General features: G+C 63.3%; 26 protein-coding genes and 1 tRNA gene. 17 read left to right on the top strand and 10 right to left on the bottom strand.

Annotated elements, in window-relative coordinates:
* Window positions 1-144 precede the first annotated feature (144 nt).
* The 4 genes from IVB19_RS00220 (at window position 145) to panE (ending at window position 3,991) form a co-directional block, all read left to right on the top strand.
* Complete coding sequence (locus IVB19_RS00220) at window positions 145-741, top strand: DUF2239 family protein (protein ID WP_018459683.1); 597 nt, start codon at window positions 145-147, stop codon at window positions 739-741.
* An 86-nt stretch (window positions 742-827) separates the two neighbouring features.
* Entirely contained in the window at window positions 828-2,177 is a 1,350-nt protein-coding gene (locus IVB19_RS00215; RefSeq protein WP_026233859.1) for an MATE family efflux transporter, read from the top strand.
* Between the two features lie 89 nt (window positions 2,178-2,266).
* Window positions 2,267-2,881, top strand: a complete 615-nt coding sequence (locus IVB19_RS00210; protein ID WP_018459681.1) for a 2-hydroxychromene-2-carboxylate isomerase — start codon at window positions 2,267-2,269, stop codon at window positions 2,879-2,881.
* A gap of 186 nt (window positions 2,882-3,067) precedes the next feature.
* Entirely contained in the window at window positions 3,068-3,991 is a 924-nt protein-coding gene (gene panE, locus IVB19_RS00205; RefSeq protein WP_018459680.1) for a 2-dehydropantoate 2-reductase, read from the top strand.
* A gap of 12 nt (window positions 3,992-4,003) precedes the next feature.
* Here panE and IVB19_RS00200 read toward each other — a convergent pair whose 3' ends face one another.
* The 4 genes from IVB19_RS00200 to IVB19_RS00185 all read right to left on the bottom strand — a co-directional run bounded on the left by IVB19_RS00200 (window position 4,004) and on the right by IVB19_RS00185 (window position 7,609).
* Entirely contained in the window at window positions 4,004-4,597 is a 594-nt protein-coding gene (locus IVB19_RS00200; RefSeq protein ID WP_018459679.1) for a c-type cytochrome, read from the bottom strand.
* Between the two features lie 216 nt (window positions 4,598-4,813).
* Complete coding sequence (locus IVB19_RS00195) at window positions 4,814-6,094, bottom strand: PQQ-dependent sugar dehydrogenase (RefSeq protein WP_085349220.1); 1,281 nt, start codon at window positions 6,092-6,094, stop codon at window positions 4,814-4,816.
* A 378-nt stretch (window positions 6,095-6,472) separates the two neighbouring features.
* Complete coding sequence (locus IVB19_RS00190) at window positions 6,473-7,459, bottom strand: NAD-dependent epimerase/dehydratase family protein (RefSeq protein WP_018459677.1); 987 nt, start codon at window positions 7,457-7,459, stop codon at window positions 6,473-6,475.
* A gap of 75 nt (window positions 7,460-7,534) precedes the next feature.
* Window positions 7,535-7,609 (bottom strand) — tRNA-Gly (locus IVB19_RS00185).
* A gap of 276 nt (window positions 7,610-7,885) precedes the next feature.
* On the opposite strand from IVB19_RS00185, the gene trxA reads away from it, so the two are divergent.
* Complete coding sequence (trxA, locus tag IVB19_RS00180) at window positions 7,886-8,809, top strand: thioredoxin (protein WP_007598659.1); 924 nt, start codon at window positions 7,886-7,888, stop codon at window positions 8,807-8,809.
* Window positions 8,810-8,840: 31 nt separating this feature from the next.
* A complete protein-coding gene (locus tag IVB19_RS00175) occupies window positions 8,841-9,518 on the top strand; it encodes an LON peptidase substrate-binding domain-containing protein (protein WP_018459676.1) in 678 nt (225 codons plus the stop codon).
* Window positions 9,519-9,530: 12 nt separating this feature from the next.
* Here the strand turns inward: IVB19_RS00175 and IVB19_RS00170 are convergent, their stop codons facing one another.
* Window positions 9,531-11,915: an EAL domain-containing protein gene (locus tag IVB19_RS00170; protein WP_231190990.1), complete on the bottom strand. Its 2,385-nt coding sequence runs from the start codon at window positions 11,913-11,915 to the stop codon at window positions 9,531-9,533.
* A gap of 9 nt (window positions 11,916-11,924) precedes the next feature.
* Here IVB19_RS00170 and IVB19_RS00165 point away from each other — a divergent pair, with 9 nt between their 5' ends.
* Complete coding sequence (locus tag IVB19_RS00165) at window positions 11,925-12,092, top strand: hypothetical protein (protein WP_231191005.1); 168 nt, start codon at window positions 11,925-11,927, stop codon at window positions 12,090-12,092.
* 231 nt (window positions 12,093-12,323) lie between these two features.
* Here the strand turns inward: IVB19_RS00165 and IVB19_RS00160 are convergent, their stop codons facing one another.
* The 3 genes from IVB19_RS00160 to IVB19_RS00150 form a co-directional block, all read right to left on the bottom strand.
* Complete coding sequence (locus IVB19_RS00160) at window positions 12,324-12,917, bottom strand: cytochrome b/b6 domain-containing protein (protein ID WP_018459674.1); 594 nt, start codon at window positions 12,915-12,917, stop codon at window positions 12,324-12,326.
* A 47-nt stretch (window positions 12,918-12,964) separates the two neighbouring features.
* Window positions 12,965-13,243, bottom strand: a complete 279-nt coding sequence (locus tag IVB19_RS00155; RefSeq protein ID WP_007598654.1) for a PepSY domain-containing protein — start codon at window positions 13,241-13,243, stop codon at window positions 12,965-12,967.
* 221 nt (window positions 13,244-13,464) lie between these two features.
* Window positions 13,465-13,815, bottom strand: coding sequence for a hypothetical protein (locus IVB19_RS00150; protein ID WP_018459672.1), 351 nt, complete (start codon window positions 13,813-13,815; stop codon window positions 13,465-13,467).
* 106 nt (window positions 13,816-13,921) lie between these two features.
* Between IVB19_RS00150 and IVB19_RS00145 the strand changes: the two genes are divergently transcribed.
* Window positions 13,922-14,452: a TetR/AcrR family transcriptional regulator gene (locus tag IVB19_RS00145; RefSeq protein WP_247295815.1), complete on the top strand. Its 531-nt coding sequence runs from the start codon at window positions 13,922-13,924 to the stop codon at window positions 14,450-14,452.
* A 61-nt stretch (window positions 14,453-14,513) separates the two neighbouring features.
* Window positions 14,514-14,711 (top strand): Trm112 family protein, encoded by a 198-nt coding sequence (locus IVB19_RS00140; protein ID WP_018459670.1) that lies wholly within the window; start codon window positions 14,514-14,516, stop codon window positions 14,709-14,711.
* A 118-nt stretch (window positions 14,712-14,829) separates the two neighbouring features.
* Here IVB19_RS00140 and IVB19_RS00135 read toward each other — a convergent pair whose 3' ends face one another.
* Entirely contained in the window at window positions 14,830-16,050 is a 1,221-nt protein-coding gene (locus IVB19_RS00135) for a ubiquinone biosynthesis hydroxylase (protein ID WP_018459669.1), read from the bottom strand.
* Window positions 16,051-16,189: 139 nt separating this feature from the next.
* Here IVB19_RS00135 and tesB point away from each other — a divergent pair, with 139 nt between their 5' ends.
* The gene (gene tesB / locus IVB19_RS00130; protein WP_018459668.1) at window positions 16,190-17,053 is read left to right on the top strand and encodes an acyl-CoA thioesterase II; all 864 of its coding nucleotides are present in this window, start codon (window positions 16,190-16,192) and stop codon (window positions 17,051-17,053) included.
* A gap of 40 nt (window positions 17,054-17,093) precedes the next feature.
* Here the strand turns inward: tesB and IVB19_RS00125 are convergent, their stop codons facing one another.
* The gene (locus IVB19_RS00125; protein ID WP_247820862.1) at window positions 17,094-17,984 is read right to left on the bottom strand and encodes a DUF4339 domain-containing protein; all 891 of its coding nucleotides are present in this window, start codon (window positions 17,982-17,984) and stop codon (window positions 17,094-17,096) included.
* A 238-nt stretch (window positions 17,985-18,222) separates the two neighbouring features.
* On the opposite strand from IVB19_RS00125, the gene IVB19_RS00120 reads away from it, so the two are divergent.
* The 7 genes from IVB19_RS00120 to IVB19_RS00090 all read left to right on the top strand — a co-directional run bounded on the left by IVB19_RS00120 (window position 18,223) and on the right by IVB19_RS00090 (window position 23,621).
* Entirely contained in the window at window positions 18,223-18,561 is a 339-nt protein-coding gene (locus tag IVB19_RS00120; protein WP_007598647.1) for a P-II family nitrogen regulator, read from the top strand.
* Window positions 18,562-18,686: 125 nt separating this feature from the next.
* A complete protein-coding gene (locus IVB19_RS00115) occupies window positions 18,687-19,988 on the top strand; it encodes an ammonium transporter (protein WP_018459666.1) in 1,302 nt (433 codons plus the stop codon).
* Window positions 19,989-20,029: 41 nt separating this feature from the next.
* A complete protein-coding gene (locus tag IVB19_RS00110) occupies window positions 20,030-20,344 on the top strand; it encodes an ArsR/SmtB family transcription factor (protein ID WP_018459665.1) in 315 nt (104 codons plus the stop codon).
* The gene (locus IVB19_RS00105; protein ID WP_018459664.1) at window positions 20,341-20,715 is read left to right on the top strand and encodes an SRPBCC family protein; all 375 of its coding nucleotides are present in this window, start codon (window positions 20,341-20,343) and stop codon (window positions 20,713-20,715) included. The genes IVB19_RS00110 and IVB19_RS00105 overlap by 4 nt, the downstream gene beginning before the upstream one ends.
* Before the next feature lie 42 nt (window positions 20,716-20,757).
* Entirely contained in the window at window positions 20,758-21,360 is a 603-nt protein-coding gene (locus tag IVB19_RS00100) for an ATP-dependent Clp protease proteolytic subunit (protein ID WP_018459663.1), read from the top strand.
* Between the two features lie 435 nt (window positions 21,361-21,795).
* Window positions 21,796-22,134 (top strand): P-II family nitrogen regulator, encoded by a 339-nt coding sequence (locus IVB19_RS00095; protein WP_007598642.1) that lies wholly within the window; start codon window positions 21,796-21,798, stop codon window positions 22,132-22,134.
* A gap of 38 nt (window positions 22,135-22,172) precedes the next feature.
* Entirely contained in the window at window positions 22,173-23,621 is a 1,449-nt protein-coding gene (locus tag IVB19_RS00090) for an ammonium transporter (protein WP_018459661.1), read from the top strand.
* Window positions 23,622-23,679: the final 58 nt, after the last annotated feature.

Below are 23,679 nucleotides of genomic sequence, written 5' to 3'. Positions count from 1 at the left end.
TCCCCGGGGCTAGGCATGGTTCGATCGGCCGCGCGTTCGTGCCAGCCCGGGAACGCAATGTCGAGCCATCCGGTCGAGTATTTTAACCCGGGTATATTGACCTTAGCAATTTACCCGGGTATTAAAGCTGCCATCGCGACCAATATGGCAATGATTCCAATGCAGAAGACTTTCACCGCTTTCCAAGGGCATCGCCGTCTGGTCTCCGGGCCAGCAGGAGAGGTCGCGCTGGTCATCAAGAGGATGACGGAGCGGCCGGACGAGCCCATCATCATCTTCGAGGACGCCACGGGCAGATCGATCGACTTCGATCTGCGCGGCGGAGACCGGGAGGTGCTGGCGCGGCTGGCGAAGCTTGTGCCGCCCCCGGTTGAGGACACCGCATCGCCGAGCGAGCCGCGCGGTCGCGGCCGGCCGAAGCTCGGCGTGGTCGCGCGCGAGGTGACGCTGCTGCCGCGGCACTGGGAGTGGCTCAGCGCGCAAGCAGGCGGCGCCTCGGTCGCACTACGGAAACTTGTCGAAGAGGCGCGGCGTGCCAGCGGCGACAAGGACCGCGAGCGGCAGGCGCGCGATGCGGCCTATCACTTCATGTCGACCATGGCCGGCAATCTGCCGCAGTTCGAGGAAGCATCGCGCGCGCTGTTTGCGGATGATCGGCGGCGTTTCACCGGACTGATCGCAGATTGGCCCGCCGACATCCGCGACCACATTGTCAAGCTCGCCTACAGCGACCGCGCTTAGGTGCGCGCCTTCTCACAACCCCATCGACGGCCAGGCCACGCGCATTGCGCGTGGCGACGGTTTCGCAGGCCCTGAAAGGCCAATCCATGTCCGCAGCCAAGCCGCTCTGGAAAAGTTTTCTGCGCTTCCTCGCGCCGTTGATGCTGAGCAACGCGCTGCAATCACTGTTCGGCACCGTCAGCAACGTCTATCTCGGCCAGATGATCGGGATCGACGCGCTTGCATCGGTCTCGGTGTTCTTTCCGGTGATGTTCTTCCTTTTCGCCTTCGTCATGGGGCTGAGCACCGGCGCCACGGTGCTGATCGGCCAGGCCTATGGTGCGGGCGAGCAGGGCCGGATCAAGCTCATCGTCGGCACGACGCTCGCAATCGGCCTGCTGCTCTCGATTGCAATTGCACTGATCGGCGGCATCTTCAGCCGGCAATTGATGATGATGCTCGCAACGCCCGCAGACATTCTCGACCAGGCTAGCGCCTATGCCCGCATCATGCTGCTCACCATGCCGCTCGGCTTCGTCTTCCTGCTGATGACGGCGATGATCCGCGGCGTCGGTGACGCGCTGACGCCTTTGCTGGCGCTGGCCTTGTCGACCGCGATCGGCTTGATCCTGACGCCGATGCTGATCCGCGGGTCGTTCGGATTGCCGGCGGCCGGCATCACCAGCCCGGCCTGGGCGGCAGCGATCGCCAACGCGCTGACGCTGGTCGCGCTGGCGGCCTATCTGCTGCGGAGAAAACATGCCTTGGCACCGGACGCTGCACTGCTGCGCCATCTGCGGCTCAATCGTGTGGTGCTGGGACAGATCCTCGGCATTGGACTGCCGAGCGCGATCGGCATGGTGGTGATGGCGATCGCCGAGCTGGTGCTGCTCGGCCTCGTCAACGGCTTCGGCTCGAACGCCACCGCAGCCTATGGCGCGGTCAACCAGGTGATGGGCTACACGCAGTTCACGGCGATGTCGATTTCGATAGCAGTCTCCATCCTCGGCGCCCAAGCGGTCGGCCGCGGCGACAGAGCGGGGCTCGACGGCATCGTGCGCACCGGACTTGCGTTCAACATCGTCCTGACGGGCGGACTGGTGGCGCTGATCTATCTCGCGCCGCGCGCCGTGCTCGGCATCTTCATCACTGATGACACCGTGCTCGAGCTGGCGAAGAGCTTGCTCAACATCGCACTGTGGAGCTCGGTGCCGTTCGGCCTGGCGACGGTATTTTCCGGCGCGATGCGCGCTGCCGGCGTGGCACTGACGCCAATGCTGCTCGCGGTCTTCGCCATTATGGCGATCGAGCTGCCATCCGCAGTGATCCTGAGCCGCACGATTGGCCTTCAGGGTGTGTGGGCCGCCTATCCGATCGTGTTCTGCGCCATGTTCCTTTTGCAGATGGGCTATTACCTTCTGGTGTGGCGCAAGCGGACGATCCGGCGCCTGACCTGACCAAATCATCAAGAGATTATGACCGTCATTAAACGGTAGACCCGCGGCGCGCGCTGCGCCACAATGCGAAAAAAGCGACGTCAGGGAGCATGATTTTGACCCGCACAGCCCCGCAATTCCTGTTCGATTTCGGCAGTCCGAACGCCTATCTCAGCCATCTCGCGATCCCCGCCATCGAGCAGCGCATCGGCGTCAAATTCGAATATGTGCCGATCCTGCTCGGCGGCATCTTCAAATCGACCAACAACAAGTCCCCCGCCGAGACGCTTGCCGGCATCAAGAACAAGCGCGAATTCCACGCGGTCGAGACCGAGCGCTTCGTCAAGCGCTTCCAGGTGCAGCCCTATGTCATGAATCCGTTCTTCCCCGTCAACACGCTGAACCTGATGCGCGCAGCGATCGCGGCGCAGCTCGAGGGCGTGTTCGAAGCATATGTCGAAGCCGCCTTCCATCACATGTGGGGCGAGCCGAAGAAGATGGACGATCCGGAAATCGCCGCGAAGGCGCTGGCGTCCTCCGGCCTCGACGCGCAAAAGCTGTTCGCTCGCGCCGGGGAACCGGAGGTGAAGGGCAGACTGATCAAGAACACCGAGGAAGCTGTCGCGCGGGGCGCGTTCGGCTCGCCGACCTTCTTCGTCGGCAACGAGATGTTCTTCGGCAAGGAGCAGTTGCGCGAGGTCGAGGAGATGGTGTCGGGGAAGTGATTTTCTCGAAGCAGGGAAACCGAACAATGTCCTCGACGTCATCTTGGCGAAAGCCAGGACCCATAACCACCGGATCGCGTTTGGCGATAGGCGGGGGCTCCGACTTGTCCGACAAGAGGCAGTCGGGGTAATGGGTCCTGGCTTTCGCCAAGACGACGAAAAAGAACCAACAACAAGGACAATCCCATGCGTATCCTCGTGGTCGGCGCTGGCGCCATCGGCGGCTATTTTGGTGGCAGGCTGTTGCAGGCCGGCCGCGACGTCACCTTCCTGGTCCGGCCGCGGCGCGCCAGCGAGCTCGCGAGCGCCGGCCTCGTCATCAAAAGCCCGAACGGCGACGTGACCTTGAAAAATCCGCCGACCATTCAGGCCGACGCGCTCAAGGACAAGTTCGACGTCGTGCTGCTGAGCTGCAAGGCCTTCGACCTCGACGACGCCATCAAGTCGTTCGCGGCAGCAGTCGGGCCCAATACGGCGATCATCCCGATGCTCAACGGCATGAAGCATCTCGATATCCTCGACGACAAGTTCGGCAAGGAGCGCGTGCTCGGTGGCCTCTGCGCCATCGCCGCGACGCTCAACGAGAAGCGCGAGGTGGTGCAGCTCCAGCCGATGCAGTCGATCAATTACGGCGAGCGCGACGGCGAGCTGTCGGATCGCGTCAAGGCGATCGACGAGGCCTTCAAGAGCGGCATCGCTGGGGCCACCGCCAGCCAGAACATCATGCAAGACATGTGGGAAAAGTGGGTGTTCCTGTCCTCGCTGGCCGCGTCCACCAGCCTGATGCGCACCTCCGTCGGCAATATTCTCGCCGCTCCCGGCGGCAGGGATTTCCTGCTCGGCATGCTGGACGAGACCAGCGCGATCGCCACCGCGTCGGGCTACACGCCGGGCGGGCCGTTCTTCGAGCGCGTGAAGGGCAACCTCACCACCGAGGGTTCACCGATGACGGCCTCGATGTTCCGCGACGTCAAGGCGGGCCTGCCGGTCGAGGCCGATCACGTCATCGGCGACCTCATCGCTCGCGCCGATGCCGCCAAGGTGCCGGTGCCGAAGCTGCGCATCGCCTACACGCATTTGAAAGCGTATGAGAAGCAGCGGGTGGGGTAGCCGCAGCTTCCGCTATTTGAAATACGCGAGATAGTGCGAGACGGCGGTGATTTCCTCATCGCTCATGTGATAGGCGACATCGGCCATCGCAGCGCCACCGCCGCCGACGCGCTGGCTGCTCTTGTAGTCGTGCAGCGCCTTGACCAGGTATTCCTCGCGCTGGCCCGCCAGCCGCGCGACGGCCTTGGTGCCGGCAAAGCTATCCGTATGACATGAGGCGCAGCGGCGGCCGGCGGCAACTTGGGCGCCCTTTTTCGACAGGTCCGGATCCTTGTCCTCCGCCGCTGTGGGCGGCGTCAGCGCGGCGAAATAGGCGCCGAGATTGCGGACGTCCTCGTTGGTGATTTCCTCGGCGATGGGTTGCATCTGGTCGTTCTTGCGCGAGCCGGCGCGGAAAAACACGAGCTGCCATTGCAGAAATTGATCGGGCTGGCCCGCGAGCGAAGGAATGTTCTCGGTCTGCGAGATGCCGTTCTCGCCGTGACAGCCGGCGCAGACGGCGGCCTTCTCCTTGATCGCGGCATTGTCGGCGGCGCTCGTGGGGAGAGAACCGAGCGCGAGGAGCGCGACCGCGCTGATTGCGTGCGAGATGAACTGCCGGCGCATGATTGGAATTCCGATCTATCGAACGCGTCATTCCGGGGCGAAGAAGCGCGAGCTATGATGCGCAATGACGCATCTGAGAATTCGATAACCCGCGTTCGTGGCCAAGGGTTCCGGACTTGCGCGCAAGCGGTGCGCGATCGGAAACGACAGCGTGCGAAATTGAAATGAGAAAGGCTGCGGCGCCCTCTCGGCACCGCAGCCTCGCGTCGTCTTACGCTACTTCTTGCTGTAGCTGATGCGGTAGATCGCGCCGGCCCAGTCGTCGGCGACCAGGATCGAGCCGTCCTTGGCGAGAATGATGTCGTCGGGACGGCCGAGATAGCCTTGGTCGCCCTCGATCCAGCCGGAGGCGAACACCTCCTGCTTGGCGTTCTTGCCGTCGGGACCGACGATCACGCGCATGATGCGGCCGCCCTGGTACTTGTGACGATTCCAGGAGCCGTGCTCGGCGATCAAGATGTTGTTCTTGTACTCGGCCGGGAATTGGTCGCCGGTATAGAACTTCATGCCCAGCGGAGCGACGTGAGCGCCGAGGTTCAGCACGGGCGGCGTGAACTCGGAGCATTTGTGGCCCATCGCGAACTTGGTATCCGGCAGATCACCCTGGTGACAGTAGGGATAACCGAAGTGCTCGCCGATCTTGCTGATCATGTTCAGCTTGTCTGAGGGCAGATCGTCGCTGATCCAGTCGCGGGCATTCTCGGTGAACCAGAACTTGCCGGTGCGCGGATCGACGTCGCCCCCGACCGAGTTGCGAACGCCGAGCGCATAGATTTCCGCATTGCCGGTCTTGGGATCGACCCGGCGGATCTGCGACACGCTGGTCGGGGGAATGCCGATGTTGAAGGGCGGTCCGAACGGAATGTAGAACCAGCCTTCCTTGTCGACCGCGATGTATTTCCAGCCATGCGCGGCATAGGACGGCATGTCGTCATAGACGACCTTGCCCTCGCCGGGATTGTCGAGCTTGTTTTCGATGTCGTCGTAGCGGATCAGCTTGTCGACCGCGATGACGTAGAGGGCACCGTCCTTGACGGCCAGACCCGTGGGCATGTTCAGGCCCTTGAGGATCGTCTTGACCTCTTTCTTTCCGTTGTTGTCCTTAATCGCATAGACGTTGCCGAGGCCGAATGAGCCGACGAACAGCGTGCCCTTGTCACCCCAGGCCATCTGCCGCGCGGCCAGCACGCCGGAGGCGTAGACCTCCATCTTGAAGCCCGGCGGCAGCTTGACCTTCTTGACGATATTGGCGAGCTCGGCGTCGGACGCGCCGGTGGGCGGACCCGACGGCGGCGCCAGGCCCTTCTGCGCCTCGGTCTCGTCGCCGAGAAACCAGTCGTCCGGCGGATGGGTCCAGAACTCCTTGGTGCCGGATTCGTATTTCTTCAGCGGCTTGTTCTTGTCCTGCTGCTGCGCGTGACCGACGCTTGTCCCCGCGAGAAGGGCAACCGCTGCAAGCGCCAGGACGGATTGAAAGACGGATCGATGGAATTTCATCGCGTCACTCCCCTAAGGCAGCCATCAGGGCTGCACATTTATTTTAATTTGCTATCGAGAGGCGAAGTTCGGACTCTGTCGAGAGGACAGACGCAGAAGGTTAGCACATCTGCGAGCGGTGAGAAGCGCGCCGCGTGCGCTGCGATAGCGCTCAGTAAAAATTGAGACGGAAAGGCAATGATCGCGAATGCCGCGACGACAACGCTCTCGCTGCAGCGCAGAATCGAGATCATGCGCGGCTAATTTGCAGGCAGCAGGAGGTCTGGAACAAAAAAACGCGAAAACAACCCCATGCAAAGTAGAACGGCTCCGGCCATCTTGCTGCCGGTGACTCCGGGTAGACATCTGACGAATCGAGCGAATTAGCAAAGGTGGCGGCTACGGGGCGACGGGGTAAGGACCATCGTCGAAAATCGTCTCATGATAGCCTTTCGACCCGACATCGCGCGCCAGCGTGCTGCGAAAATCGCGGTCATCGCGAAGGCATTTCAGGACATGCGCAAAGTCGAATTCGGGCCGCCAGCCGAGTTCGTGCCGCGCGCGCTCGTTGACATAGACGCGGTCAATCGCGGGGAACAGCCGCCAGTCTCGCGCCGCATAGAGCTCCGCACAATCCGGACAGAGCTCGTGCACCACACCGGCCGCGTCGCGCGCCAGTGCGGCGAGATGGCGCTGCTCGAACGGGCTCGTGGCCGACAGGATGTAGCGGGCAAACCCGATGTCCGGCGCGCGCTCGGCGGCGAGCAGATGGGCGCTCACCGCGTCCGCGATATCCAGCCGGCGATAGAGCAGCTCGTTGGCCTGCGCATTCTCCGGCGCGTAAGCCGACCGCATCGCCGGATCGTCATCGTCTTCCAGGAAGAAGCGCGAGGTCCTCAAGACCACGACAGGCAGGCCGCGCTCGCGACAGAACAGCTCGCAGAGATTTTCGGCCATCAGCTTGGTCGTGCCGTAGATGTTCTTCGGAATCGGCGGCAGGTCCTCGGTGACCCACACCGCGGCTTGGCCCGCCTCGGGGCGAAGCTGCGAGCCAAACGCGCTGGTGGTACTGGTGAAGACAAAACTGCGCACGCCGGCGGCCACGGCCGCTTCAAGCAGGTTGAGCGTGCCGGTGACGTTGGTGTCGACAAAGTCTTGCTTGCTGTGGGTCGCCACATGCGGCTTGTGCAGGGTCGCGGTGTGGATCACCGCGGTGACGCCGTCCATCTGGGCCCGGACGAAGTCGGAATCGACGATCGAGCCCACGGCATCGGTGAAGGGCGATGGCTTCAGGTCGATCCCACGCACAGACGAATCGCGCCCGCGGAGCGTGCGGAGAAGACCCTCGCCGAGATGGCCCGCGCTGCCTGTGACCAGAATTGTCATTCGAGACCCAAACGGCCGCCAGAGGCGTGGAAAACCACGTGCCCATCCGGCTCACTGGATGCTTTGGGAGAAAATTGGAGCGGGCGAAGGGGCTCGAACCCTCGACCCCGACCTTGGCAAGGTCGTGCTCTACCACTGAGCTACACCCGCATCCTGTGTCGGTCGCATGACTGCGCCGGCAACGGCTGTCGTATGCCAAAAGCGGGAGGGGAATGCAACAGCTACCGGCGGCATAGATGCGCAATCGGAGGCCCGATATGGACCCGAACGCGGCCAAATGCCCCAAAAAAGGCTCCGGAACCGGCGAATCGGCCCACACGGATTGAAATTCGGCCGTCCCGGCCCAATTTAGGGCCAACAGCGAAGCATATGAATTGGCGACGTGCTAAAGACCCGCCAATTCCAGACATCAGACGAGGGGATCCCGTGACGATCATCGACCAGGGTAACGGAGCAGCGGGCCCGGCTGCCGCCGATCTGATCAAGGACACGACTACCCAGACCTTCGTGAAGGACGTCATCGAGGAATCGAAGCGCCAGCCGGTGCTGATCGACTTCTGGGCGGAGTGGTGTGGCCCCTGCAAGCAGCTCACGCCCTTGCTGGAAAAAGCGGTCAAGGCCGCCAAGGGCAAGGTCAAGCTGGTCAAGATGAACATCGACCAGCACCCGGCGATCCCGGGCCAGATGGGCATCCAGTCGATTCCGGCGGTGATCGCCTTCGTCAACGGCCAGCCGGCCGACGGCTTCATGGGTGCGGTCCCGGAGAGCCAGCTCAACGCCTTCATCGAGAAGCTGACCAAGGGCGTGACCGCGCCGGGTGAGCCGAATATCGCGGAGATCCTCCAGGAAGCCGAGGCCGTGCTCGCAGAGGGCGATGCCGCCGCGGCCGCCCAGATCTACGCGGAGGTGTTGCAGCTCGAATCGACCAACATTGCGGCCCTCGCCGGGCTCGCGAAATGCTACGCCGTCTCCGGCGCGATGGAGCAGGCCAAGCAGACGCTCGCCATGGTCCCGGAATCCAAGCGCAACGACCCGGCTGTGAAAGCCGTGCAGACCGCGATCGATCTGGCCGAGCAGGCGGAACAGCTCGGGCCCGTCGCCGAGCTGGAACAGAAAGTCGCCGCAAACCCGCTCGATCATCAGGCCCGATTCGACCTCGCGATCGCGCTCAACGCGCAAGGCAACCGGGCAGCGGCCACCGAGCAGCTGCTCGCGATCGTCAAGCGCGACCGCAAATGGAACGACGACGGCGCCCGCAAGCAGCTGGTACAGTTCTTCGAGGCCTGGGGCGGCACGGACGATGCAACCGTCGAGGGACGCAAGCGCTTGTCGATCATCCTGTTTTCCTGACGCGCGCTGGCAAGGCCAGGGGACCCGGCAGATGCCGATCAACATCGAATATCGCGGGCCGGCCGACCTTCCGGAGATCCTTCCGGTGTTTCCGCTGCCGGGCGCGCTGCTGCTGCCGCGCGGGCAGATGCCGCTCAACATCTTCGAGCCGCGCTACCTCGCGATGATCGACGATGCCTTTCGCGACGGCCATCGCTTGATCGGCATGATCCAGCCCGACATCGCGCATTCGCCCAAGAATTCCGACAAGCCGGCGCTGTTCCGTGTCGGCTGTGTCGGCCGCATCACCCAGCTCGCGGAATCCGGCGACGGCCGCTACATCCTCGAGCTCACCGGTGTCTCGCGCTTCAAGGTCGTCGAGGAGCTTGAGGTTCTCACCGCCTACCGGCAGTGCAAGGTGGATTTCTTTGCCTTCGTCGACGACTTCACGCCGCGCATGGGCGAGGAGGAGGTCGATCGCGAAGCACTGCTGACGGTGCTGGCGGACTTTCTGAAGGCCAACAACCTCAAGGTTGACTGGGAGGGCGTCGAGACCGCTCCCAACGAAGCACTCGTCAACGCGCTGGCGATGATGTCGCCCTATGGCGTGGCCGAGAAGCAGGCGATGCTGGAAGCGCCCGACCTGAAGACCCGCGCCGAAATTTTGATCGCGGTGACCGAGATGGACCTCGCGAAGAAGCGCACCAGCGGCGATCCGCCGCTGCAGTGAGGGTAGGAATGCTCATGCAGCGTGGTAGGCCGCTTCGGCACCTCGCCGCAGCATGCTGGTGATGCTGGATGCAGGCATCGGCCGGCTGAAATAGTAGCCTTGTGTTTCGACGCAGCCTTCCTCACGGAGGATGTCCAGCTGCTCTTTCGTTTCGACGCCTTCGGCGGTCGTTATCTTGCCGAGGCTGACAGCAAAACGAACCACTGCCCGCGCAAGATGGTGCGCCTCTGCGCTCGGGCTGGATAGTTCGCTGACGAAACTGCGGTCGATCTTGATTTTGTCGAACGGGAATCTCTGCAGAAAGCTCAGAGACGAATAGCCGGTGCCGAAATCGTCCAGGGCAACTCGCACGCCAAGCTCGCGCAATTGTCCGAGCACCGCGAAAGCAGCCTCGCTATCGTGCATGATCACCGTCTCGGTGACCTCGAGCTCGAGCCTGTGTGGCGCCACTCCCGAACTCGCCAGCGCGCCGACAATGACAGCAACGAGTTCCTTGCTCCTGAATTGAGCGGGAGATAGGTTGATAGCGATCCTGACATGCGCAGGCCAATTGGCGGCTTCCGCACAGGCGGTCCGCAAGACCCATTCTCCCAGCGGCACGATAAGGCCTGTCTCCTCCGCAAGCGGGATGAATTCGCTCGGCGTGACCAGTCCTCGCTGTGGGTGATGCCAGCGGAGCAGGGCCTCGAAGCCGCGGGTCTCGCCGGTAGCGGCGCTGACGAACGGCTGATAGTGGAGCTCGAACTGACGATCGGCAAGGGCATCCCGCATATCGTGCTCCAGGTTGCGTCGCGCGTGCATGAGCTCGTCGAGTTCCGGCTCGAAGAAGCGGTATGCGCCACGTCCGCCACTTTTGGCGGAGTAGAGGGCGAGATCCGCGCTCTTCATGATCACGTCGGAATCGCTGCCATCGCGCGGCGCGATGGCGATTCCGATGCTGGTGCCGACCGTGACCCGGTGATCGCCGAGATCGAAGGGCTCGCAAAGCGCCCTTCCGATGCTCTCGGCCAGGCCGGCAGCCTCCACGGCTGGATTGGTGACGTAATCGATCACTGCGAACTCGTCGCCGCCCAGTCGAGCGATCAACGCGGTTTCGGTGGTGCATTCGCGCAGGCGCGCGGCGACGGCGCGGAGCAGGGAATCCCCCGCCGGATGTCCAAGCGTGTCGTTGACTTCCTTGAAGCGGTCGAGGTCGAGCATGAGCACGGCCAAGTCGACGCCACCGTTGCGAGTAACTGCGATGGCATGCTCCATCCGCTCCCTGAGCAGCACGCGGTTGGGCAGATCGGTCAACGCGTCATGTTGCGCCATATGAGTGATTTTGGCCTCAGACCGGCGCTGCTCGGTCACATCGAGATGTGTGGCAACCCATCCGCCACCGGCCATTGGCTGCCGCGTCACGCAGATCAACCGACCGTCGGCAAACTCGTCGATCCTGCTTGAGACCGCATCGAACGGCAGCGCGGCCAGCTTCGAGATGAATTGCTCGGCAGCCCCCTCGCTGAGATCGCCCTTGAGGATTCCGTTCACGATGCGATGCCTGATGATGTCGGTGTGCGACGTCCCCGTCCGCAGCAGTTCCGGCGGCAGCCGATAGAGTCGGGCGTAGCGCTCGTTGCAGACGACAAGCCGCTTCTTGGCGTCAAACATGCAAAGGCCCTCAACCATGTGGTTGATCGCGGTGTCCAGCCTGAGCGTCTGATCCTGCAACTCTCTCTGCGAGCCTTCGAGCTGCTGCCGGGCGATCGAAAGCTGGCTGATGATCTCCTCGAATTTGCTGGTTCTACTTGCCAGGCGGCGGTCGGCGAGTACGCCGATCAGGCTCATCCCAAGTACAGATAGTGCCACGCCGGCGATGGCGAGAGCGAGGAAAGTCGGCGAAAGCGACAGACTGTCGGTTGAACGCGTCGGATCTGGAACGATCTGCACGGCACCCATCGCCGTGAAGTGATGCGAGACGATAGCAAGGGTCAGCAGGACTGCCGCCAACAGTGCGCCCCAGGAGTTCTTGTACCTGACTGCAACAACGAGGGCGGCACAGCCGAGGCACATGCCCAGAATGACCGAGGCAAACACCAGATCCAGCGACCAGGTGACGCGGCCCGGCACTTCAAGTGCCCACATTCCGAGATAGTGCATGCTGGCGATGCCGCCGCCAATGACGACACCGCCTGCCGCGGCGCGCCACCGGCCGGAATAGCCGGCCGCAATGCCGAAGCCGCCCGACGTCAACAGCATTGCCGTAGCAAGCGAAAGCGCCGTCAGTACGATGCCGTAACCGGTCGTAACGCCGGGTTCGTAGGCGAGCATCGCGACGAAATGCGTTGCCCAGATCCCATATCCGATGGCAGCGCCGGCAATCCCGATCCAGATCAACCGCGTTCTTGCGGGCGCCACGATCGCACGATGAAAGATACTGACCGCGACGCTACTCGCGAGCAAGCAGACCAGACCGGCGAGCAGGACAAGCCGCCAATCGTGCTCGACGGCAAGGCAAGCGAAAACCCGAAACATCCCAGCCGCTCCATCGTGGATATTGCCGATAGTGTCCGTGCTAATCCGCCTTCGCGTTAATTTTGTGCAACGCCTGATTGCATGCTTATTGGTTGCTTAACGTGGTCAGTGCAATTTGAAATCTGGCGGGCGCCCGCGCAGGACAATGCGCGCCACCGGTCGTAGAGCCAACCGAGAGCACTCTGGAACCGGCAGCGAGGCCTGGAGCGGAGGAAGGCGACACCGATTGGCGGGGGAGGAGACGCGCCGAACCGAAGCTTCGGTTCTGACACAATCAGAACCAATAGTGCTCTAGAGGTGATGACGGATGCGCTTACGTCCAGTGATCATCGCGCTGATCAGATTCTCGCGCTGAAGACGCCCCATCATCAGCACGCCCAAGACGTGCAGCACGATCAGGACGATGACCGCGTCGGATGAATAATGGTGAGTGTCCTCGACCCACCAGACACCGAAAAAGGTCACGGTCACCGACATCGCGCCCGTGATCGTCGAGACCGCCAGCGAGACCAGCAGCGCCACCAGCATCAACGTGCCGGCTGGATTGAGACCGATATAGCGGCCGGTGATGCCGCGGCGCAGATTCCAGAGATAACCCGGCGCGGCCCGAAGCCTGACGCCGACCATGCGAAAGCGCGAATAGCGGCTTCCCCAAAAACCCCAGACCAGACGGAACGCAAGAAGGCCGAGTACGGCATAACCGACGATGCGGTGAAGTCGGTCATAGACGGTCGGCGTGAACCACGCGGCCAGAACGCAAGCCGCGAGCGCCCAGTGCCAGAGCCGCAGCGGGAGGTCCCAGACCGCGACTGTCCGCGCGGCGGTTCGATCCGCGGGGGTCCGGTCGGACCCCCCGCGAGCGTGCGGCACCGTTTCTTCGATCAAGCGAGGACCACCCTCAGGCGTAGCATTGCGCAGACACTTCGCGCGGTCTACTTCGCAATCGTGTGCTTCAGGCTGAGATCTTCTGGGCTGTAGAACAGCTCGTAAAGCTTGCCTTCCTTGACGCCGTAGACCTCGTAGCACGAGCCTTCGATCTTGGAGCGCCGCACCTCGTAGCCGAGCGCCTTGGCCTTGGCTTCGGCGTCGCTCGCCGGCTTCCACGACGCCTTGTCGAGCTTGGTGCAGTCCTTGAAACCATCGGCCAAGGCTGCCGATCCCATGCCAATCCCGATCGTCAATGCAACGGCAACAACACGAATAACCTTCACGAACGTCTCCTCTTCTGTCGTGGGCGCTGCGCCGGCAGGCGAAGCGGGACCGAAGGAAGCAAAGCACATGATGAAGTCAATGCGGTTCGCGGCCAGTTCGCTTTAGAGTTATTCTAACGATCCGAAAAAGTTCAGCGCTCTCCGTATGCAGCGCGCATTTGAGACGACACTGCGGCCTTACGTCTCACGGTTTGACAGCAGGCTGATCCCGACGCGCAAGCTCAGTAGCCAGCAACCGCCATGACGACGACGGCGGTGAGCGCCATCCATCCAAAATGCCGGCCGCTTGTGGCCCATGCGTTGGCGAGAGCGGAGAAGCCGAACACACCGGCCATGGTGACGACGATCCAGTGACGCGCTGGCTCCGATTGCATCCAGGGCGCCGCGATCAGGAGCACACCGCCGCCGATCCAGGCGACGGTCGAGGCCTGCCAGACCAGGCGGATCAGGGTGCGGAGCCGCTCCGGCTCGATGCGGGCGCGGGCAAAGACCTTGGTCTCGCCGAGAATGCCATGAATGAGGGCCACGGCAATGGTCAAGACCCCGGCGCACTGGAGCAAGAGATCACGCATCGTCAAAGCTCCCTGCAAATATGGTCCATACAGTTATGTATGGTGGGATAGGCGCTGGCCTGCCGGCTGTCAATACACTAGTGTATGTTTGCATCCGGAACCCGACATGGCCGAACAGCTGACCGCCGACGACTGGATCAAACAGGGACTGAAGGCGCTCGCGCGAGACGGCTTCACCGCGCTGAAGGCCGATCCGCTGGCAAAAGCCATGGGGGTCTCGCGCGGCAGCTTCTATTGGCATTTCGCCGATCTCGGCGCATTCCATGCTGCTCTCTTGAAGCGCTGGCGCGAGATCGCGGCCGAGCAGATCATCGCCGATGTCGAGGCGGACAGCGACGAGCCGCTGAAAGCGCTGCTGCGCAGGACTTTTGGCGCGCGGCTCGACCTCGAGCGCGCGGTGCGGAACTGGACGGCCTTCGATGCGGCGGCACAAACGGCGGTGCGTGCCATCGACCGGCGCAGGCTCGACTATATCGAGGAGCTGCTGAGGAAGCGCGGGTTCGAGGCGGCGACAGCGCGAGCCCGCGCGCAAATCCTGTACTGGACGTTTCTCGGCTTCGCCCTGTCGGGCCCGCCAGCGCCGGCCGCGCGGCTTGAGGGCCTGCTCGACGAGATTCTGCGGATGGTTGCCGCTTGAGGCGACGCGATGGGCTGCTACGATTTTTTATGCTAGAGGCAACCGACCGTCGGAGACCCCCATGAACGCGCCCACCGAACGCCCCGAAGCCAGCGTCGATCCCAAATTGCTGGAGATTCTGGTCTGCCCGCTGACCAAGGGTCCGCTGGAGTTCGATGCTGCAAAGCAGGAGCTGATTTCGCGCAGCGCCAAGCTCGCCTATCCGATCCGCGATGGCATCCCGATCATGCTGCCGGAAGAGGCCCGCAAGATCGATTGAGGGACTTGTGGCCCGATGAGAGACTTGTAGCCCGGATGGAGCGCAGCGAAATCCGGGGTTCCTCGTATGACGCAGCGGCCCCGGAATACGCTGCGCTCCATCCGGGCTACCGAAAATCCTACAGCGCCTCGCCCTTCAACAGCCGCGGTATCTCACCGGTCAAACCCGCGGCTTGGCGGATAAAAAGATTCTTCAGCGGCGGGGCGCGATCGACGAGGCCGAGGCCGATGTCGCGGACGGTGCGCAGCAAGGTGGACTGGTTGGAGAACAGGAAGTTCAGCGAGTTGGTGGCAACGCCCATGGCCATGGTGTCGAAGCGGCGCCAGCGCTGATAACGTTCGAGCACGTCGACGCCGCCGATATCCATGCCGAGCCGCGCGGCATCGACCACGACCTCGGCCAGCGCGGCGACGTCCTTCAGCCCCATGTTGAGACCCTGGCCCGCGATTGGGTGGATGACGTGGGCGGAATCGCCGACCAGCGCGAGGCGCTGGGCAATGAAGGAGCGTGCGACGAAATAGGACAGCGGAAACGCGCGCGGCTTGTCGAGCGCCTTCACCTCGCCGAGATGCAGGCCGAAGCGCTGCTCGAGCTCGCCGTGAAATTCCCCATCGCTCAACGCAACGATACGCGCGGCTTCGCTGCGGCGCTCGGTCCATACCAGCGAGGAGCGCTTGCCCGAAAGCGGCAGGATAGCAAACGGACCCGCCGGCAGAAAATGCTCTTCGGCGCGGCCTTCGTGATCGCGCTCATGGCCGACAGTGACGACGATGCCGGATTGATCATATTCCCAGCCGTGGGTGGCGATGCCGGCGCGCTCGCGCAGTTTCGACTTCGCACCGTCGGCCGCAACCAGGAGGCTCGCTGCAATCACGCTGCCATCACCGAGCGTCACGTCGATACCTTCGGCCCGCGCGTCGTAAGACGACACTGTGGTCGCGCGGAGATCGATGCCCTCGGCCTCGGCGCGCACCACCAGCGCATCAATGAGGCGGCGGTTCTCGACCATATGCGCGAAGGGCTCACCCGGCGCGACGTCGCCGGCAAAGTTGAGGAACGCCGGACGGGTGGCGTCTTCCAGCTTGGAATCGGTGACAATCATGTCGAGGATCGGCTGCGCCTCGCCCCTGACGTCGTCCCAGGCGCCGATCGCCTCGAACAGGCGGCGGCAGGCGGCCACGATCGCGGTCGCGCGCGGGTCCCGGCTCGGACGTGTGGAGAGCGCGGGGTCGGCGACGATGACGGGGATCTCGGGGCCGAGCCCCTGGCGCAGCGCCAGGGCCAGCGCCAGGCCCGCAAACGCGCCGCCACCGATGACAATGCTACCCTGTACCGACATACCCAATTCCCGGCTAAATCCTGGCCTTGCTAGCAGACTTGAGGTGGGCGAAACAGTGCGGTGAAACAAGGGCGGATAGCCCCCATTGTGTCGATCCGGAGCAGCGAACCCCGGGGCGGCAAGGCGAAAGCTGAAATCCATGTCCAAGAGCCTGATCGACCTCATCTCGATCCTCGACCTCGAACAACTCGAGGTGAATCTGTTCCGCGGCAACAGTCCGAAGACCAGCTGGCAGCGGGTGTTCGGCGGCCAGGTGATCGGACAGGCGATGGTTGCAGCGTGCCGCACCGTCGAGGGCAGGCTGCCGCATTCGCTGCATTGCTATTTCATCCTGCCGGGCGATCCGCAGATCCCGATCATCTATCAGGTCGAGCGCCTGCGCGACGGCAAGAGCTACTCGACGCGACGCGTCACCGCGATCCAGCATGGCAACGCGATCTTCTCGATCATGGTGTCGTTCCACGCGGAGGAAGAGAGCGCGTTCGATCATCAGGACAAGATGCCCGACGTGCCGCCGCCGGAAAAGCTGACGGCGGAGGAAGTCGCGAAGCAGCCGATGTTCAAGGAGATGCCGGAGTTCATCCGCCGCTATTATGAATCCGACCGTCCGATCGAGCTGCGCCCGGTCGAGCTCGGCCGTTATTTCGGTGAGAGGATCGAGGACGGCCGCATCCATGTCTGGATCAAGACCGCGGCAACGCTGCCGGACGATCCGGCGCTGCACATGTGCGCGCTGGCCTATGCGTCGGACTTCTCGCTGCTCGATGCGATTATGGCGCGCTACGGCCGCACCCTGTTCGACAAGCGCATGATGCCCGCGAGCCTCGACCACGCGATGTGGTTTCACCGCCCGTTCCGCGCCGACGAATGGCTGCTCTACGCACAGGATTCGCCGAGCGCGCGAAGCGGCCGCGGCTTGACCCGCGGCTCGATCTTCAAGCCTGACGGCACGCTGGTGGCCTCCGTCGCGCAGGAAGGCTCGGTGCGCGAACGGAGAGCCTAAGAGGCACAAGCACGATCGATCGCGCTTGTGCCTTTCGAGGTCAGGCCCGGAGCGATCCCCGCGGAGCCAGAACCGTCTCCGACGCGAACCAGTTCATGATCCAGCGATAGACCCACGGGATCGGGATGATGAAGCCGCACAGGAATGCGGCCACGATGCCCCGCCAGAGAATCCCGAGACCGCTGCCGTTGAACACGATCTCGCGCCGCGTGCCTTCGATGCTGCGGCAGAACCAGCGCATCTGAGCCGCGGCGACCCAGGCCCAGCCGATGATGGTGATGATGGAAATCGCGAACAGCAGGCTCCAGCCGACATAGGCCCAAACCGTGCCGGTGAAGCTCAGGCCGAGCGGCTGCCCATTGGAGGCGAGATTCGCGACCATCCATGTGATCAGGAGCCAGTACAGAACGAGCTGGGCGATGAACAGCAAATTGCTCAGCAAGGGAACGCCGATGTAGCCGATCACGACCGCCAGAACGATGAAGCCGAAATACCAGGGCACCAGCGCCATCGCATGGCCGGTGAAGCTGAGATTGGGCCGCCCGGGGACCTTCACGCAGGACACGATCCATTTCGTGTACCAGACGAACACCCACGGCACCGGGATGATGAAGCACATGCCGATCAGCATCACGATGCTGCGCCAGGTGAACTCGAGGATGCCGAAATCGACCGCCAGCGATCCTCCGGCGCCACCGCCGCCGTAGCCCCCGGAGCCCATCATCGGCGGGCCGCCAGCCGGCATCATCGGGGGCGCACCGCCCCCGCCGATCAGGCCGGGGATTTCGGCCGCCTTCTGCCAGCCGGCCATGCCGTCCGACCACACCAGCGTATCCGGACGCACGTCTCCCTGGGCGACGAGGTCACGGAATTGCCCTTCCGGATAGGGCCCCTGCTGCTTGCCCTCGGATGCGTAGAACCAACTCGCCATGAAGCGTCCCCCTCGAACATAGTTTTGTACCGGCCGCGACGCTTGGGTTCATCGCATCCATGCCAAAAACGCATTGTGGAGGATGAACGGCTGCCCTGTACAGAGGCGGCCGTTCACATGGCCCAACGATTTTCCGCTTCAATCTGCAAGTTTTTTATGCCATTTGCCCGGAAAGATGCCAGATTGACGCTGCGCCGGGGACATACGGCGCGGCGCATCCCGGGGAATAGGCCTGACCATGAAACTCGTCGTCGCGATCATCAAACCCTTCAAGCTCGATGAGGTCCGTCAGGCCCTGACGGCGATCGGCGTCCACGGCATGACCGTGACCGAAGTGAAGGGCTATGGCCGCCAAAAGGGCCACACCGAGATCTATCGCGGCGCCGAATATGTCGTGAATTTCCTGCCGAAGCTGCGGATCGAGATCGCGGTTGCCTCCGATATCGCCGAGAAGGCCGTCGCGGTCATCACCGCGACCGCGCGCACCGGCCAGATCGGCGACGGCAAGATCTTCGTCACGCCGATCGATCACGCGACCCGCATTCGCACCGGCGAGACCGACAGCGACGCGCTCTAGATTTTTGCTTTGACGCGTTTTCTTTTCGCGAACCGGTAACCGCTTCGCTCGACAACGCTCTTCTTGGATCGCACCGGGCAACGGCGCCACGGCGTGCGACACAATCAATAGCTGGGGGAAACGACATGGCGGGATTGTTGCGCCGCGCGGCTGCTATCGCCGCGCCGATCGGGCTTGGGTCGATCATGGCTTCGCCGGCGCGTGCCGCGGGCTCCGAGATCAACACTGCCGACACCGCCTGGATGATCGTCGCCACCGCGCTGGTGCTGATGATGACGATCCCGGGGCTCGCGCTGTTCTATTCCGGCATGGTGCGCAAGAAGAACGTCCTCGCCACCATGGCGCAGAGCCTCGCCGCAGTGACGATCATCTCCATTCTCTGGGTCGCGTTCGGCTATTCGTTGTGCTTCGTCGGCGACGGCCCGTGGATCGGCACGCTCGACCGCTGGTTTCTCTCCGGTATGACCATGGACAGCGTCAACCCGGCGGCGAAGACGATCCCGGAAGCGCTGTTCATGCTGTACCAGATGACGTTTGCGATCATCACGGTGGCGCTGGTCGCGGGCGCGGTGGCCGACCGGATGCGGTTCTCCGCTTATCTCCTCTTTTCCGTGGCCTGGTTCATCTTCGTCTACATTCCACTCGCGCATTGGGTGTGGGGCGGCGGCTTCCTCGCCGGAATGGGCGTGCTGGATTTCGCCGGCGGCCTCGTGGTGCATCTGTCGGCCGGCACCGCCGGCCTCGTCGCGGCGAAGGTGATGGGACGCCGTCATGGCTACGGCACGGAAAATCTCTCGCCATTCGATCTGTCGCTCGCGGTGATGGGCACCGGCCTGTTGTGGGTCGGCTGGTTCGGCTTCAACGGCGGCTCGGCGGGCGCAGCCAATTCTCGCGCGGTGATGGCGATCATCGCGACCCATCTCGCAGCCTGCTCCGGCGCGCTGACCTGGGGCGCGATCGAATGGTCGACGCGGCGCAAGCCGTCCGTGCTCGGCATGATCTCCGGCGCGGTGGCCGGCCTCGGCACCATCACGCCGGCCTCGGGATTCGTGGCGCCCTGGCACGGCATCGTCATCGGCGTGATCGCAGGCCTCGTCTGCTACTGGGCCTGCACCTGGCTGAAGCACCGCTTCGACTATGACGATTCGCTCGACGTGTTCGGCGTCCACGGCATCGGCGGGATGACCGGGACCCTGCTGGCCGGCGTGTTCGCAACGAGCGCGATCGGCGGCACCGCCGGCCTGCTCGAAGGCCATCCGCAGCAGCTTCTTATCCAGCTCTACGGGGTCGCCGTCACCTTCGTCTGGTCGGCAGGCATGAGCTTCGTCCTGCTCAAGCTGGTCGGTCTGTTCGTGCCGTTGCGGGTCTCCCGCGAGCACGAACTCGAGGGGCTGGATATTTCGCAGCACGGCGAGGCGCTGCAGTAATTGGGCTTGCGCAACACATAAGCGTATGCTTATGTGTCGCCATGATCGAAGCCGACATCTTCAAAGCGCTGGCCGACCCGACCCGCCGCAAGGTCTTTGAGAAGCTTGCCGGCGGAAGCCTGAATGCCAGCGCCTTGCGCGACGGATTGGAGATCAGCCAACCGGCGATGTCGCAGCATCTCGCGGTGCTGCGCGGCGCGGGCCTGGTGCGCGAACAGCGGCAGGGCCGCTTTGTGAATTACGAAGTCGATCCCGAAGGAATCTCCGCGATCGGGGCCTGGCTTGCGCGCTACCGCGCCTATTGGCCGAAACGCATGGATGCCCTCGCCGATCTCTTGAAGGAGATGGATCAATGAGCGACGCCGTGAAGCCTGATCCCTCCGACGCAGACTTGGCGCTCAAAACAGACCTGGTGCTCGAATATGAATTCGATGCGCCGCCGGCCAAGGTCTGGCGCGCGGTGACCATTCCGGCTTTGCGCGAGCGCTGGTTGCCGGATTGCGATCTTGCGGGCGCCGAGCCGGAATCAGCGATCCCGGGCCAGGAGGTGCGCTACCGGCTGCGCGATTCCGAACCGCCGTTTCGCGAAAGCCATGTCATCTTCCGGATCGAGCCGAACGAGGATGGCGGCACCCGCTTTCGCATCATCCAGCAAGCCTGCGAGATCCGTATGAAGCTGCCGCAGCCGGCCAACAGCAATGGCTGCCTGATGCGCGCGGCCGCCTGACACCAACACCACTTCATCACCCGCAGAAAATGGAGGTCGCCGATGCGCGACATGCTTCAGCTCGTCCCTATGGTCGTCGAACAATCCGCCCGCGGCGAGCGATCCTTCGACATCTATTCGCGCCTGTTGCGCGAGCGCATCATCTTCCTCAATGGCGAGGTCAATGATGCGATGTCCGGACTGGTCTGCGCGCAGCTCCTGTTTCTGGAGGCGGAGAATCCGAACAAGCCGATCAATCTCTACATCAATTCCTATGGCGGCGTGGTCACCAGCGGCCTTGCGATGTACGACACCATGCAATTCATCAAGGCGCCGGTGCATACGCTGTGCATGGGCACCGCGCGCTCGATGGGCTCGTTTCTGCTGATGGCCGGCGAGCCCGGTCACCGCGCCGCCCTGCCCAATGCGAGCCTTCACGTGCATCAGCCGCTCGGCGGCTTTCAGGGCCAGGCGTCCGACATCCTGATCCACGCCACCGAAATGCAGGAAACCAAGCGGCGCATCATCCGGCTCTATGCCCAGCATTGCGGGCGCCCCGAACCGGACGTGGAACGGACCTTGGACCGCGACCATTTCATGACCGCGCAGCAGGCGGTCGACTGGGGCCTGATCGACCGGGTCTTCGCGGAACGCAGCGCCGCCTGACGGTCCCTGCCGGGGACCCGTCCGGCAAGCCTCGCCCGCTCAAGCAGGTTGGCCGGTTGCGCGCATTCCGTGAGCACAAGTGCGACGGGCCCGATATTTCGCGGCACGACAAGCCCTGCAATAGGCGCGCGCCTTACGGAAATACCTTTCTGCTGCCCTACGTGTGAGCACCAATGTGTCGACAGCCTGTCGTGCCTGTATTTTAATCAGGCATGGTCAGGTATTGAGCGCGGCGTAATGGCGCACTGCACGGCACTACGCGTCAAACGCGAAAACACCCGTTTTCATAGTCCGTTAGGCAACACGCCCGATCTGGCACGGCATTTGATTCTAAGGGTCCTGGCTGTGCCCGCGTAGTGAACTTTCTCCCTCGTGGCGAACCAGTCGAGAAGCGCCCGGCCACGTCCGGACCGGGCCCAAGCGGGGATAGGACCCATGAAAATTGTTATGGCGATTATTAAGCCATTCAAGCTGGAAGAAGTCCGTGACGCCCTGACCGCCATCGGCGTTCACGGTCTCACGGTGACGGAAGTCAAGGGATATGGCCGCCAGAAGGGCCATACGGAAATCTATCGCGGCGCCGAATATGCCGTGAGCTTCCTGCCCAAGATCAAGATCGAGGTCGCTGTCGCCTCCGACCAGGTCGACAAGACCATCGACGCCATCACGACCGCCGCGAAAACCGGACAGATCGGCGACGGCAAGATCTTCGTCATCAATCTCGACCATGCGGTTCGCATCCGCACCGGCGAGGCCGATGCTGCGGCCCTTTGATTTCGCGCTCAATCAAAATTCAATCAGGAGTAAATGAAATGACGTTTAAGCGTCCCTATGGCGCGGGATTGGCGGCTCTCGCAGTCGGCCTGTTCGCTGCGACCGCAGCCTACGCCGAGCCAACGGTCAACAAGGGAGACAACGCCTGGATGCTGACATCGACAGTGCTCGTGCTGTTGATGACGATCCCCGGCCTCGCGCTGTTCTACGGCGGCCTCGTCCGTTCCAAGAACATGCTCTCCGTCCTGATGCAGGTGTTCTACACCGTCTGCGTCGTCACCGTGATCTGGGCCGTGTACGGCTACAGCCTCACCTTCACCGGCGGTTCCGACTTCATCGGCGGCTTCTCCAAGGCCTTCATGATGGGCGTCACCACCGACTCGAAGGCCGCGACCTTCTCGGTCGACGCCAACATCTCGGAGCTCATCTATATGTGCTTCCAGATGACCTTCGCGGCGATCACGCCCGCCCTCATCGTCGGCGCCTTCGCCGAACGCATGAAGTTCGCGGCGCTCGCGCTCTTCGTCCCGCTCTGGGTCACGCTGATCTACTTCCCGATCGCGCACATGGTCTGGTACTGGCCCGGCCCGGACATGATCCAGGACGCAGCCAAGGCTCTGGCTGCTGCGGCTGATGGCGCGGCGAAGACCGCAGCGCAGGCCAAGCTCGATGAGATCAACGCCGACGCAGGCTGGATCTTCAAGAAGGGCGCGATCGACTTTGCGGGCGGCACCGTGGTGCACATCAACGCCGGCATCGCAGGCCTCGTCGGCGCCCTGCTGATCGGCAAGCGCGTCGGCTACGGCAAGGAGCTGATGGCTCCGCACTCGCTGACGATGTCGATGATCGGCGCCTCGCTGCTCTGGGTCGGCTGGTTCGGCTTCAACGCCGGCTCCAACCTCGAAGCCAACGGCGGCGCAGCCCTCGCCATGACCAACTCCTTCGTCGCCACCGCAGCCGCCGCGCTGTCGTGGATGTTCGCGGAGTGGATCATCAAGGGTCACCCGTCGGTGCTCGGCGTCATCTCCGGCGCTGTCGCGGGCCTCGTGGCCGTCACGCCTGCCGCCGGCTTCTCCGGCGTGATGGGTGCGATCGTCCTCGGCCTCGTGGTCGGCGTGGTCTGCCTGTTCTTCTGCACCGTCGTGAAGAACGCGCTCGGCTACGACGACTCCCTCGATGTGTTCGGCGTGCACTGCGTCGGCGGCATCATCGGCGCCCTCGGCACCGGCATCCTCGTCAATCCGGCGCTGGGTGGTGCGGGCATCATCGACTACACCGCGATCCCGCCGAAGGTTGCCGATTACGACTTCGCGGCGCAGATGATCTCCCAGGTCTGGGGCGTCGGCACCACGCTGGTGTGGTCGGGCATCGGTTCGGCGATTCTCTACAAGGTCGTCGATGTGATCGTTGGCCTCCGCGCCAATGTCGAGAGCGAGCGTGAAGGCCTCGACATCACCGAGCACACAGAGCGCGCCTACAACATGTAAGTCTCCTCCCGGGCGCGGCCTCCTCGGAGGTCGCGCTCACAACTACGGTTTGGGGCAC

It is taken from the genome of Bradyrhizobium sp. 187 (assembly GCF_023101005.1).
Classification (GTDB): Bacteria; Pseudomonadota; Alphaproteobacteria; order Rhizobiales; family Xanthobacteraceae; genus Bradyrhizobium; species Bradyrhizobium canariense_D.
The sequence above is the reverse complement of the archived record's forward strand: the minus strand, read 5'-3'. Positions and strand labels throughout refer to the sequence as shown.